Source organism: Pseudomonas sp. CFBP 13719 (assembly GCF_014842095.1).
GTDB lineage: Bacteria > Pseudomonadota > Gammaproteobacteria > Pseudomonadales > Pseudomonadaceae > Aquipseudomonas.
Genome location: NZ_JACYVB010000003.1, coordinates 489,391 through 502,627, shown reverse-complemented (window position 1 = coordinate 502,627; position 13,237 = coordinate 489,391). Strand labels below are relative to the sequence as shown.

Below are 13,237 nucleotides of genomic sequence, written 5' to 3'. Positions count from 1 at the left end.
AAGCCTTGAAATGTATGAGCGTTGCTATAACCGACCGCAGTGGGCACGCACAATTCCAGCAGGCCTCGCAGCGTCGGCTCAGGCCGCCGCCACCAGTCGTTCCAGAAACGTCGCCAATGCCACTTCTTCCAGGCGCAGCCCCTTGCGCTGCCGCGGCTTGGGCAACTTGGCCAGCTCGCCCATGACGAAATGCTCCAGCACCTTGGGGTGGATGTAGCACTTGCGGCACACCGTGGGGGTATTGCCCAGCTGCCTCGCCACGGCCTTGACCATGTCGACGATGTGCTGCTTGGCATCGGGTTCGGGCTGCCAGTGCAGCTCGCGCAGCATGGCCAGCGCCAGCGCACTGCCGGCCCAGGTGCGGTAATCCTTGGCCGTGAAATGGGCGCCGGTGATCTGGTGCAGGTAGGCGTTCACGTCATGGGAGCTGACGCTGTGGCGTTCACCGTTCTCGTCCAGGTACTGGAACAGGTTCTGCCCAGGCAGCTCCATGCAGCGCTTGACGATGGTGGCCAGGCGACGGTCCTTCACCGTCACCGCATGTTCGACACCACTTTTGCCGCGAAACTGGAACGCAATGGTATGCCCCTTGACCTCCACGTGCTTGTTGCGCAGCGTGGTCAGCCCATAGGACTTGTTGTCCCGGGCGTACTGACTGTTGCCCACTCGAATCAATGTGTTGTCGAGCAGCGAAACCACTGCGGCCATCACCTTGTTGCGGTCCAGCCCCGGCGCGGCGAGATGGGCTTCCAGCTGCCGACGCACCTTGGGCAGCATCTTGCCGAACTCGATCATGCGCGAATACTTGTCTTCGTCGCGTACTTCGCGCCAGCGTGGGTGATAGCGGTACTGCTTGCGGCCACGGGCATCACGGCCTGTCGCCTGCAAGTGACCCTGTGGGTCGGCGCAGATCCACACGTCGGTGTAGGCCGGTGGAATCACCAGGGCATTGATGCGCTTGATTTCAGCCTCGTCGCGAATGCGCTCGCCACGGCTATCGAAGTAGGCAAATTTGCCGCGCAGGGTCTTGCGCCGCAACCCTGGCTGGTTGTCGTCCACATAATGCAGGTCTGGCGGCAGTACAACAGTCTGAAGGTCATCTTCGATGTCAGGCATGGTTTGGCTCGGTGAGGTGCATAGCCTTGTAGACCGTGGGAATTCTCTACCGTGCAGTCTGACAGATCGCTCGATCGGTCAGACTGATCGCGCTTCAGGTCAGACCGGTCCGACAGCCAAGCCTGCAGGGTTTCAGGACAATACGGCCCATCGCGTTGAATGCCCTCAGTCATCCCCGAGCGTTCAATCCGATCCACCGTCCGACTGTCCAAGCTGGAGAAGTACCCATGAAGAAAATCTACGCCGCGTTCCCATTGGCCTGTTGTCTGGCCAGCCCGGTCTGGGCTGCCGATCTGATCGAAAAGCAGGTCACAGTGACCGCGACGGTGCCGACCGCCGCCTTCTTCGTCGAGCCCATCGGCGGTAACTGGATGAACGACCCGCAGGACATGGCCTACAACTCGTTCACCAAGACCTTTGCCCCGATCCGCAAGCAGCTGCAAGCCAAGAACACCGCCGCTGGTGGTATCAGCGCCAAACTGATGCGCCCGGCGGTGATCGTCAGCGGCGCCGATCAGATACCGCTCACCGTGTCGGTAGGCGGCAAGGACCTCAATCACACCACCGCGCAGTTGGTTGTCAATCAGGCCGATGCCCAGTCCGGCAACGGTGCCGTGGTGGACTTTCAGATCGCCTCGGCGCTGGTGGCAGGCACCGCGCCCAAACCAGGCAACTACCAGGGCGAGGTGAACATGATGTTCGAGCCCGGTCCCATCGTCGCTCGCTGATCAGGACCAGCCCCTTCACCCACGCGCTCCCGATCCTGCACCTGGCCTGGTTCGGGCCGCGCGTCAATGAATAGACCTGCATGTTCAAGACTCCTTCACTGGCCAACGCCATCGGCCTGGCGCTAGGCGTGGGCTGCGTTCTGCTCGGACCTGTGTCGGCGCACGCAGCGAATACACCTCCCGTCATGGCCATCCTCAGCCAGGCCCAAGGCCTGCCGGAGGATTTCGTCGAGCACTTTTTCGATGTGCCCCTGGCCGTGCGGGTCGACCTGGACGGCCGTTTGCTGGGCGAGGCATTGGTGGTGCTGGGACGTGACGAAACGCTGCAGTGGCTCGAATACACCGACACCAGCGAGAGCCGGGAGACGCCGGCCGTACGCCAGCGCTGGGCTCAACGGCTGAGCGAAGGTGTGAACCTGGGCAATTGCACGGCAGCGTGTACGGAGGGTCTGGTGGCCGTGCATTACAGCCTGGTCAACTCGCAGGTTTCGTTGCTGACCCGTGCCGTCGAACAGGCTGACGAGGCGCAGCGCTACCACGCCTTGCCCGAGCAGGCCGCCCACGGTCTGATCCTGCGCAACCAGCTCAACCTCAGCCAGACCGGCTCCGAAACGGTGGGCCGGTACGCGGTGCAGGGGGTTGGCAGTGTGGGCGAGTGGAACACTCAGACCAACGTGCAGATGGACAAGACCAGTGTTTATGGTTTGCGCCACCGCGTGGACCAGCTCTATGCCGAACGAATCGAGCGTGACCGGTTTCTGCGTCTGGGCTATTTCGACCCGGTCGCCCAAGGCCTGGTACGCCAACCCAGGTCGATGGGCAGCGCTGCGCAAACTGCCCTGGGAGTCATGCTCGGCAGCAGCGACACCCTGTCGATCGACACCGGGGCTACCAGTACCACGCCCATCTATGTAACGCCCAGCCGGCCCGGTACGGTGGAAATCTACCGCAACGGCCAGTTGATCAACACCCAGGCGGTGCAGCCTGGCCTGCAGACGCTGGACACGCGCGTGTTGCCCGGCGGCATCTACGAGGTGGAAGTACGCCTGCTCGAGGATGGCCAGGTGACGTCCCGTAGCAACGAATTCGTCTACAAGCCCAGCGCCTGGCGCAACCCCGAACAGCGCTGGCGCTACAACGCCTATGTGGGCCAGCAGGCAAGACTGCTGAGCAACTGGGAAGATGACCGCAGCAGGGGGCTGGCGGGCGGGGTCATGAGCAACTATCTGCTGCACCCACGTGCCATCGCCGGGCTGTCCGCCCAGCGGGTCGACGCGCAGATGCAATATGCCACGTCCCTGGACTGGGATGCCTCCGACCGGCTCAAGCTGTATGGCAATCTCCATCACACCAACGAGCGCGGCAACGGCTACGACCTGCAGGGCGTATGGAGTCACGCGTCGGGCAATGTCGTGCTCAATCACAATCGGGCCTGGCTGTATCCGCAACGCGAGCGCGGCGCCCGCGACGCCGTCGATCGCCGCGAGCCGAGCAGGCTGACCACGCAAGCCTCGTTGTCGGTGAGCCATCGACTCACGCAGAACAGCACCGTTACCGCCCGGTTCAGCCGAACCGAGGGCGTTGCTGCGGGCAACGCGCTGGACCTGGGCTGGGCTCGTTATGGTCAGCTCATGGGGACGGCCGTGAACTGGCGGGTTTCGCTGTTCGACCGTCCCGGTACCCGAAGTACCGATGAGCGGCGCAATCGCGGCATCAGCCTGAGCCTTGGCATGGCGCTGGGAGGACCTGGCAAGCGACTGTCCGCCAGCCTGGGCAGCCGCACGGGGCGCGACGGCCAGCGTGACCGGAACGCTTCGCTCAGCTATCAGCAGGACATGGGGCAGGGCACTTTGCGCACGCTGGGCGGTACCCTCAACGCCGACCGCTACGGCTCCGGCCTGGGCGTCAATGCAGGCTTCCAGAATCGGGCCCTGTACGGTGACGCTTTCGCGCTGAGCTCATCCTACAACGGCGAGCTGTCCGCCGGCCTGAACCTGGAGAGCACACTTGCGTTGGGGGGTGGCCGGATGGCCTTCAGCGGCCAAGGCATGCCCCATGATGCCAGCCTGATCGTCGATCTGGATTCCGACATTCCAGCGCTGCAACTGCGTGCCGATGATGAACTTGGCAACGCAGTGCTGCTGCGCCCGGGACGCAATGTGCTGCCTGTGGGCGCCTATCGCGCCGGCCAGGTACAGCTGGGTTTCGAGAAGCAGGAGCATCTGGCGGCCAGCATCCAGCCGGCCACCCTGGATTACCACCTCAACCGAGGGTCGGTGCAATACCGCCAGCTCAAGGTCGTGCGCACCGTCACCGTACTGGGGCGGGTCATCGACCGCCATGGCCTGGCCCTCAAGGGCGCGCAGGTGATCAATCACGCCAGCCGCAGCGTGACCGAAGCCGACGGTTTCTTTGCCCTGGAAATGAGCGAAAGCAACCCCACCCTGGAGGTCCGTCAGGGCGGCATTCAACGCTGTCTGCTGACCCTGGACCCCCAGGCCGGCACACGCGAGCAGGACGTCATGCTGCTCGGTGATCTTTCATGTGCCGAAGACGGCGTGGCCGCCGTTCAGGCGAACGAACCGATAGGGCAGGCCGGATGAGCTATATCGTTGCAAAAGGATGGAAACGTCCACTGTCGATGTTGATCGCGGCGGCTATGGCCGGCCCTGCAGTGGCTGCCGAGGTGTTGCTTTCCGCCGAATTCACGCCCACCTCGCAGGGCTTCGTGCACACCACCGCCAATCTCTCCATCTGCGCGGATTTCGCGATGTTCTGCAACATGAAAGGCGTGGGCTCGGCCGATCTGCCCATCAGCTACCGCAAGGGCACCGAACACTCTGCCGCGGACCCGCGTGACCAGTTCTACGTGGGCATGCCGTCTCCCGTGACCGTGCAGGTTCGCAACCAAGCGGGTGATACCCACAACGTGGTGTTCAAGATCACCTACGTTACTCACCGCACCGATACCCTGCCGGACAGCCCCCCGAACACGACACCGCAGAGTGGGGCCTGTACCCAGTCGGCCGCCAGGACAGGCCTCACATACGCAAGTGTACTGTGGTGGCTGCGTAACCCCGCCAGCGGGGCGCCTTGCCATTCGAGCAGTCACCGGGGCGGCGCGGGCGACCTGCGCAGCAGCCAGGTCAGCCAGTTCGGCGTGCTGTACACACTGGACACGCCCTCGCCCTGGAGAATGAAGAACGGGCGCTATACCGGCGACGTGATGTTCACGGTGGGCAGTGGCGGGCAGATCGATCTGGGCAATCAGGTCAGCGAACTCAATGACGACACGCTCACGCTCAAGTTCCAACTGGACGTGCAGCACCCCTTTATCGTGGAAACGCCGCCAGGCTCCGAACTCGCCGTGCTGGAACCCCAGGGTGGCTGGCTGGAGTGGGCCAATCGTTCATACCCGCCGCCGCGCCTGTATCGCGATCATCCGTTGCGGCTCTGGTCCGCCGGGCCGTTCAAGGTGCACACCCAGTGCGAGTTTCCCGACGGTGGCCACTGCGCGATCCGCAATCCAGGTGACGGCCATCAGGTGCCGGTCGAGGTCGCTCTGTCCCTGCCCAGCGGCGCGGAGCATGCGGGCGCCGCCGCGCTGCGAGTACCGCTGCCCGTGGACTCGGCCAATGCACTGACATTCGACAGCCACACCCCGGTGCTCAACCGCCCCGGCATGTTGCACTACCAGGTGGTGCAGCCCTACGTCTCGCAAATGATGCAGCGCGCTGGTGCGCGCTACGAAGGCTGGGTTCGAATCGTGTTCGATGCCCAACTGTAGAAAGGAGCCTCACCTTATGTTCAAGACCCTGGGCGCAATTGCCCTGATGCTCGCCAGCAACACCACACAGGCTGGGCCCGAGCTCAATATCGGCGCCTTCTACGATTACCTCGAAGGCCCTCGCAGTACCTTCGTCAAGCGCCTGCGCAATGGCGGCGACGCTACCGCATTCGTCAAGGTCGAGGTGGTCGAGGAGGTTCATCGTCCCGGCCAGCCTGCGCTGGAGCGTGCACTGGACGGCCTGCCGGTGGCGGACCGCCCGCTCATCGCCAGTCCCGCTCGTCTGATCGTGCCCGCCAAAGGCATGCAGAACGTACGCCTGCTGTACCGCGGTGATCGCAGCAAGGAACGCTACTTCCGCGTGCGCTTCATGCCGGTCATGCCCAGCAGCAACGACGAATTCGCCATCACCGAGCAGGAAGCCGAGCACTATCGCGAATCTCTGCAGGCCGGTGTGCAGGTGCTCTCCGGCTACGGCGCGTTGCTCTTCGTCCAGCCCCGGGACACCCGCTATGCCACCCAAGTCGGCGAAACGTCTGGCGGCATTACCGTGCGCAACGACGGTAACGCCACGGTCGTGATGGATCATTACAACGACTGCGACCGCTATGGCAAAAGCTGTGCAACCGCCACGGTGCATCATGTACTGCCAGGCCTGGAAAGGCACTTCGAGAAAAAACCGGGGCGCACCTACAGCTTCGAGCTGATAGAGGGTCAGGCGCGGCGCAAAGTGATCAGCGAAGGGCAGCGCTTGTAGTATCAGAAATGTCCTACTCGCCTGGGTGAGCACGCCTACATCCATAGCGGAAAAGGTTGAGTATGCGCCGTTGGCCGGTGCGCTATATAACCTTCGTTCAGACCAAGGAGGTGAATCATGCGCAAGGCGTTGATCGTGGACGACCATCCGTTTCTTCGCGCCAGTGTCAGGACGCTGCTGGCCCATGAGCTCCAATACGAGGTGATCGAAAGCGGCAGCAGCACCGAAGCGGTGCTGCTGCATCGCAGCGAGCAGCCCGACCTGGTCATCCTCGACCTGTCGATGCCTGGCCTCGACGGTTTCGATGTGCTCAAGCGCATGAAGGCGTCGGCTTCGCCCGGCAAGATCATCGTCCTCACCTCCATGCCCCCCAGCTACTACTCGATGCGCAGCATGAAGGCCGGTGCGGCTGCCTTCGTGTCCAAGTCCGATGCACTCGACCAACTGCGCAAGGCGATCAGTGCCGTGCAGTGCGGGTACACCTATTTCCCGGACTGCACTGACGTGTCGACGGCCCGTGGCGACAGTGACATCACCGAAGCGGCACGCATTTCCGTCCTCACCGAGCGAGAGATCCTGGTTCTGGTCAACCTCGCCAAGGGCCTGTGCAATCAGGACATTGCGCGTGCGATGTTGCTCAGCCACAAGACCGTCAGCACCTACAAAATGCGCATGATGCGCAAACTGCGGATCAGCTCCTTGATGGAGATGACGGACTTGGCCAGGCGCCACGCATTGATCTGAGGCCGAACGCTGAGGTTCGCAGGCGCGTCGGTAGGACATTTCGCCTAAAGCTTGGGAATTGTCCGACTTCCAGGTCGGTTCGGTACGGCGATACTGCCGCCGCCAGACTACGGGGGCTTCGTGAGCATCTGCATCCTCCAAAGCAAGGGAAAATTTCATTCAAGGGTTCAGGAATCTTCCTATAGCGAACTCGGAATGCGCCGACCGACGCCGGACGGAATTCACCGAATACTCCTACGGCAGATGGTCTCGTCTGCGCTTGACAACTGTCCCCTGATCCAAAACCAACAGAGTCGATGCAGAACGCTGCAAAGGAAGCCCGTGCCGGGCCTGCAGGCGCCGTCCGGCGCTCGCGCACTCAGGAGAAAGACATGCGTACAGCACTGATAATCGACGATCACCCGTTCATCCGTTCCAGCGTCAAGCTTTTGCTCAAACAGGAACGGTTCAGCGTGGTGGCCGAGGCACAGGATGGCGTCGATGGGGTCTTGATGGCAAAGACCCATCACCCTGATCTGATCGTTCTGGACATCTCCCTGCCAGGGCTGGACGGCATGGAGGCCATTGCGAGGATCAAGGAACTGGGGACCAACAGCCGGATCGTGATCCTCACGTCCCAGGCCGCCGAGCACTTTTCCCTGCGCTGCATGAAGCTGGGCGCCATGGGCTATGTCTCCAAGCGTGACGACCTCAACGAACTGCGCAAGGCAGTGACGGCAATAGGCTCAGGGTTTACCTATTTTCCGGTAGTGGCCTTCAGCTCGGTGCGCAGCAGTGATGGCCTGGGCAGCGAAACGGAGTGCATCGCACGCCTGACCAATCGCGAGCTGACCATCCTCCAGCACCTGGCTCGTGGACTCAGCAACAAAGCCATCGGCGAATTGATGCTGCTGAGCAACAAGACCGTGAGCACCTACAAGTTCCGGTTGATGGACAAGCTGCAGATGAGCTCGCTGGTGGAGCTGGCCGAGCTCGCCAAGCGTAACTTCCTGGTGTGATGAACCTGATAGGGAGGCTCGGCCGCAGCGTTCGCTGGGTACTCGTGTGGCTGGCCGGCACGGCGCTGGCCCACGCCCAGGTGCTGCCCCTGCACGGCAGGTCGCAGCCTGAACCCGCCTGGTTCGAGCGGTTGCAGATGCAGCTGGCTGACCGTGACCGGCAGTGGCTGCGCGCGGCGCGTATTGCGTGTCGCCGTGAGCCGTCCGGACTACGGGCCTTTCGATCTTTCCGCCAACGGTGGCAGCTATGAGGGAATCAGCGCCGACTACCTGGCGCTGGTGGCTCGGCTGCTCGAACTGGATGTCGAGGTGCAGGCCTATCCTTCCCGCGAGCTTGCGGTTGCCGCGCTCAAGGCGGGCGAGGTTCAGGTGCTGGGCACCACCAGCCGCCGTGAGGCATTGCGCCACGGTCTGCTGCTGTCCGACGCCTATATACAGGATCGACCCGTGCTGGTGATGCGTCCCGGCCAGTCGCTCGACGCAGATCCACCGATGCGTATTGCCCTGGTGCGCGATCACGTCGCGGCCAGCGAGGTCCGCGAGCGCTTCCCCGAGGCTCAGCTGCAGTTGCATCCGACACCCTCGAACGCCATGGCAGCGGTGGCCTATCACCAGGCTGACCTGTTCGTCGGCGGGGCGCTCGCGGCGTTCCATCAGGCCGACGGCAGCCAGTTGCCCGGCCTGCGCCTGCAACCGGCCGAGGGCATCGAGGGCAATGCTTTCGGCTTCGCCGTCGATTCGCGCAATGCGCGTCTGCTGCGGCTGCTCGACAGGGCCCTGGCGGTGGTGCCCGACGAGGCCCGGGCGGCCATCGCGCGGCGCTGGAGCGTCGAGCGTCCGGACGTGGCAGAACCCGCTGCACTGCCGTTGACGGCCATACAGCGTCAATGGCTGGCCGGGCGCACCGAGCTGCGGGTGCTGATTGATCCGCGCTTCGTGCCGGTCAGCTACCGTGACGATCAGGGCCGCTTCGCCGGTGTGGCCGCCGATGTGCTGCAACAGATCGCTCGGCGCACCGGGCTCGCCATCGAGGTGATCGAGAGCACCTCGCTCACGCGCATGAGCGAAATGATCGAGCGCGGCGAGGCCGATCTGATCGCCGCGATGATCCCAAGCCCGGAGCGCCAGACCCGCCTGGCCTTCAGCCGTGGCTACCTGAGCAGTTCAGCGGTACTGGTCACGCGCGAGGGCGGGCGCGAGCCTCGCTCGCTGGAGCAGTCGATGGGCAAGCGCTTGGTGCTGGTCGAGGGCAGCCGGCTGCAGGCGTGGCTGCAGGAACACTACCCCTCGATCAACCGGTTGCACGCGGCAAGCTCCGCCCAGGCCCTGGCCATGCTCGACCGCGGTCAGGCCGACGCGGCGGTGCTGCCGTTGATCGCTGCACGTTACATGATCGCGCGACAGTACCGCGGTCGGCTGCGCGTCAGCGCAGCGCTGCCGCTGGCCCCGATGCATTTCGCATTCGCCGTCTCGCCCCGTGCCCAGGTGCTGCAGTCGATCCTCGACAGCGCCCTGCAGGACATTCCGCCGCCGCACATGAGCGAGCTGACGCGCCATTGGCGCACTGAACTGATCGTTGCCGATGGTCTTTGGCAGCGCTACCGCTCGGCCATCATGCAAGGGTTCGCGGCGGCTTCCCTCTTGCTGCTGCTGGCACTGGGTTGGGTCAGCTATCTCAAGCGTCTGGTCCGCCAGCGGGTCGACGCCGAGCGTGCTCTGACCACACAGCTGGAGTTCATGCGGGTAATGATCGACGGTACACCCCATCCGATCTACATCCGTGATCGCCAGGCACGCCTGATCAACTGTAACACCAGCTACCTGCAAGCCCTGGGTGTTACCCGCGAGGCCATCCTGAACAAGCCGCTGACCGGTTATGGCCTGCTCGAAGAGCAGCACGCCCGGATGGCCCAGGACGCGTATCTGCAGGCCATGGAGCACGGCGAGCCGGTGGTCGATGACCGCACGCTGACCTTGCCGTCGGGCGAGGTGCTGACCATTCACCACTGGATGCTGCCCTACCGCGGCGACGACGGGCGGATCCAGGGTCTGATCGCCGGCTGGGTCGACATCACCGAGCGCCAGCGTCTGTGCCAGGCGTACCGTGACGCACAGGCGCAGGCCGAAGCGGCCAATCAGGCCAAGACCACCTTTCTGGCGACCATGAGTCATGAAATCCGTACGCCGATGAACGCCGTGCTGGGCATGCTCGAGCTGGCCCTGAAGAAAGCCGAGCAAGGCATGCTCGACAAGCCTGCGCTGGAGGTGGCCTCGCAGTCCGCCAACGGCCTGCTGGCACTGATCGGCGATATCCTCGATGTCACGCGCATCGAGGCCGGTCGCCTGGAGCTGCTGCCGGCGCCGTGCCAGCTGGGGCAGCTGGCAGGTGAAACCGTCGGTCTGTTCCAGGCACAGGCGCGGGAGAAATATCTGCGGCTCAAGCTGGAGGTGCTGGGCGCGCCGGACACCTGGCTCAGCGTCGACCCGGTGCGCTTCAAGCAGATCATTGCCAACCTGCTGAGCAATGCCATCAAGTTCACCCGCGAGGGCCAGGTCTCGGTGGTCCTCGGAGTCTGGCCGCAAGCGCGGGGCGCGCGGGTCGAACTCAGTGTCGAGGACAGCGGTCAGGGCATTGCCCAGGCCGATCTGGCGCGTCTGGGCGCGCCGTATCGACAGGCGGCCGGAGGGCGCGGCAGCCGCGTGGGTGCCGGCCTTGGCTTGAGTATCTGCCGCAGCCTGGCCGACCTGATGGGTGGCAGGCTGGAACTGCACAGCGTGCTGGGATGCGGCACTCGGGTGCAGGTGCAGTTCGACGCCGTGCCTGGCGCGAGTGCACCGCAGAAAGCCGCTCGCGAGCCTGTGCGCAGCGACCTGCCGGCGCTGCAGGTGCTGGTGGTCGACGACTACCCGGCCAATCGCGTGCTGCTGGAGCGCCAACTGACGTTCCTCGGCCACCGCGTAACGGTCGCCGAGCACGGTGCCGCCGGGCTGCGGGCCTGGCTGCGCGGCGCCTACGACGTGGTCATCAGTGACTGCAACATGCCTGGCATCAATGGTTATCAGCTGGTCAAGGCCGTGCGCGAGCACGAGCGGCGCAAGCATCGGGAGCCGTGTCTGTTCCTCGGCTGTACGGCGAATGCCCAGATCAGCGAGCGCCGCCGGTGCCTGCAGCAAGGCATGGATGACTGTCTGTTCAAGCCATTGAGTCTGGAAACCCTGTCGCTGCACCTGGATCCGCATCGCGCCCGCTGTGGACTCGCTATTCAGGACGACGTCGATCTGGGCAGTCTCGATCAGCTTACCGGCGGCGACGCGAGCCTGATGCAGCGCCTGCTCGATGATCTGGCCGACAGCAACCTGCATGACCTCGAGCGTCTGCATTCGCTGTCTCAGCCCTACCTGACTGGCGAGGTCGCCGACCTGGTGCACAGGATCAAGGGCGGGGCCCGGATCGTTCGTGCGCGGCGCCTGCTGGCCGCCTGCGAAGCACTGGAGCAGGCCTGCACGGCAAGCCCGTCGGCCGAACGAATGCGGCGTGGCGTCGACGATCTGGCCGCTGCCATGGTGGGCCTTGACGAGTACCTGGCACGGCACGATAGATCCGGCAAACCGTAGGAATTTTCCCATGCTTGTTAGGAAATTGCCTGCATCCCGGGCATTGCACGGAGTTGAACATAGGCATCAAGAAACAGGGGAAGTGATCGTGTCAGACATCAAACCAACGGTGTTACTCGTCGAAAGTCATGGGTTCCAGCGTGCGATCGCGGTGCAGATGCTCAGCCAGTTGGGGTGCTCGTGCGTGTATCAGGCGCAGACCAGCGAGCAGGCAGTGCAGCTGCTGCGCGAGCACCAACCCATTGATGTGCTGGTGTGCAATGTCGACGTGCTGGGCGTGGGGGCGTTGCGCATCATCGAGGAAGCGGTCACCCGCAAGCGGGTGCGCGCCGTGCTGATCGGTGGCGGGATAGAGCCGGAGGTGCGCACCGGGCTGTACCAGTGGGTGTCGATGCTGGGCCTGGAATATCTGGTGGACGCAGGCAGCCCGTTGGATTTCGACCGCTTGCAACGATTCTTCGAGGCGCTGAACAAGCCGCGCGATGCGCTCGTGCCGACACTTGCCAAGGCGCGTATCGGGCGCGTCGAGGTGCAGGCGGGAATCGCTGCCGGTCAGTTCGAGGTGTGCTTTCTACCGCGCTGCACGGTGGCCGATGGGCGCATCCGCAGCGTCGATGCGCAGTTGCGCTGGCAGCATCCACGGCATGGCCAACTGGCCATGCCGCAGTTCTGCGCGGCCGTTGAGCGGGCCGGGCTGGGCAATTCTTTGCTGCTGTACATGGCCGAGCAGGCGGTCGAAGTTCAGCAGCGACTTGCGCGTGCCGGTTTGCAGGTGGGCTTGAGCCTGGGGGTGCGGCTCGAGCAGCTCGGTCACCCACCGCTGATGAACGAGTTGCTGGGCATACTGCGTGGGCACCTGACCGGCAAGCACCGCGTGGCACTGGAACTCAGCCATGTCGGTCTGGCCCGGCCCAAGGCTCAATACCTGGAAACCCTGCTACGCGTTCGGTTGATGGGCTGTGATCTGGGCATGCAGGGGTTCGGTTTCGGCGGTGCCTCGCTGCAGCGCCTGTGTCAGTGGCCGATCAACCAGCTGCGTCTGGCTTCACCCTTTCTGCTCGAAGCCCCGCACCAGTCGCGGCACTTGGCGGTGGTCCAGCACATGTCGGTGGCCGCGCGCACCCTGGGCATCGAACTGACGGTGACCGGGGTGCAGAGCGCGGTGCATCACCTGCTGCTTTTCGATCTGGGTTGCCTGCGCGGACAAGGCGACTACTTTGCCAAGCCGCTGAGCGCCGACGCGCTGCGCGAACGCCTTCAGCAACCGAAAACGCTCCAACCGATCCGCCGGGAGTAGCCCCGTCCGCGTGCCCGCGACCTGTAGCAGCGGCGCAAGCCGCGTCCGGGGGCGCTGCGAGGTGTCAGGAGGATTGCATGCGCCGATGACGCGGCTCGCGCCGCTGCTACAGGGGATCGCGGTCTGTAGCAGCGGCGCAAGCCGCGTCCGGGGGCGCTGCGGAGTGTCAGGAGGATTGCCTGCGCCGATGACGCG

9 protein-coding genes are annotated in these 13,237 nt (G+C 64.2%); 8 read left to right on the top strand and 1 reads right to left on the bottom strand.

Annotation, left to right across the window (positions count from 1 at the left end; all coding sequences use genetic code 11):
* Positions 1-78: 78 nt before the first annotated feature.
* Positions 79-1,116, bottom strand: coding sequence for a DNA topoisomerase IB (locus tag IFT57_RS12625; RefSeq protein WP_192151611.1), 1,038 nt, complete (start codon positions 1,114-1,116; stop codon positions 79-81).
* Between the two features lie 227 nt (positions 1,117-1,343).
* Here IFT57_RS12625 and IFT57_RS12620 point away from each other — a divergent pair, with 227 nt between their 5' ends.
* The 8 genes from IFT57_RS12620 (at position 1,344) to IFT57_RS12585 (ending at position 13,042) form a co-directional block, all read left to right on the top strand.
* A complete protein-coding gene (locus tag IFT57_RS12620; RefSeq protein WP_192151610.1) occupies positions 1,344-1,844 on the top strand; it encodes a CS1 type fimbrial major subunit in 501 nt (166 codons plus the stop codon).
* A gap of 80 nt (positions 1,845-1,924) precedes the next feature.
* The gene (locus IFT57_RS12615) at positions 1,925-4,447 is read left to right on the top strand and encodes a TcfC E-set like domain-containing protein (RefSeq protein WP_244657304.1); all 2,523 of its coding nucleotides are present in this window, start codon (positions 1,925-1,927) and stop codon (positions 4,445-4,447) included.
* A complete protein-coding gene (locus IFT57_RS12610; RefSeq protein ID WP_192151609.1) occupies positions 4,444-5,631 on the top strand; it encodes a hypothetical protein in 1,188 nt (395 codons plus the stop codon). The genes IFT57_RS12615 and IFT57_RS12610 overlap by 4 nt, the downstream gene beginning before the upstream one ends.
* A gap of 16 nt (positions 5,632-5,647) precedes the next feature.
* On the top strand, positions 5,648-6,388 hold the full coding sequence (locus IFT57_RS12605) for a molecular chaperone (protein ID WP_192151608.1): 741 nt from the start codon (positions 5,648-5,650) through the stop codon (positions 6,386-6,388).
* 117 nt (positions 6,389-6,505) lie between these two features.
* Positions 6,506-7,132, top strand: a complete 627-nt coding sequence (locus IFT57_RS12600) for a response regulator transcription factor (RefSeq protein ID WP_192151607.1) — start codon at positions 6,506-6,508, stop codon at positions 7,130-7,132.
* Between the two features lie 371 nt (positions 7,133-7,503).
* The gene (locus tag IFT57_RS12595; protein ID WP_192151606.1) at positions 7,504-8,130 is read left to right on the top strand and encodes a response regulator transcription factor; all 627 of its coding nucleotides are present in this window, start codon (positions 7,504-7,506) and stop codon (positions 8,128-8,130) included.
* A 153-nt stretch (positions 8,131-8,283) separates the two neighbouring features.
* Positions 8,284-11,745 (top strand): transporter substrate-binding domain-containing protein, encoded by a 3,462-nt coding sequence (locus tag IFT57_RS12590; protein WP_192151605.1) that lies wholly within the window; start codon positions 8,284-8,286, stop codon positions 11,743-11,745.
* Between the two features lie 88 nt (positions 11,746-11,833).
* The gene (locus IFT57_RS12585) at positions 11,834-13,042 is read left to right on the top strand and encodes an EAL domain-containing protein (RefSeq protein ID WP_192151604.1); all 1,209 of its coding nucleotides are present in this window, start codon (positions 11,834-11,836) and stop codon (positions 13,040-13,042) included.
* Positions 13,043-13,237 lie beyond the last annotated feature (195 nt).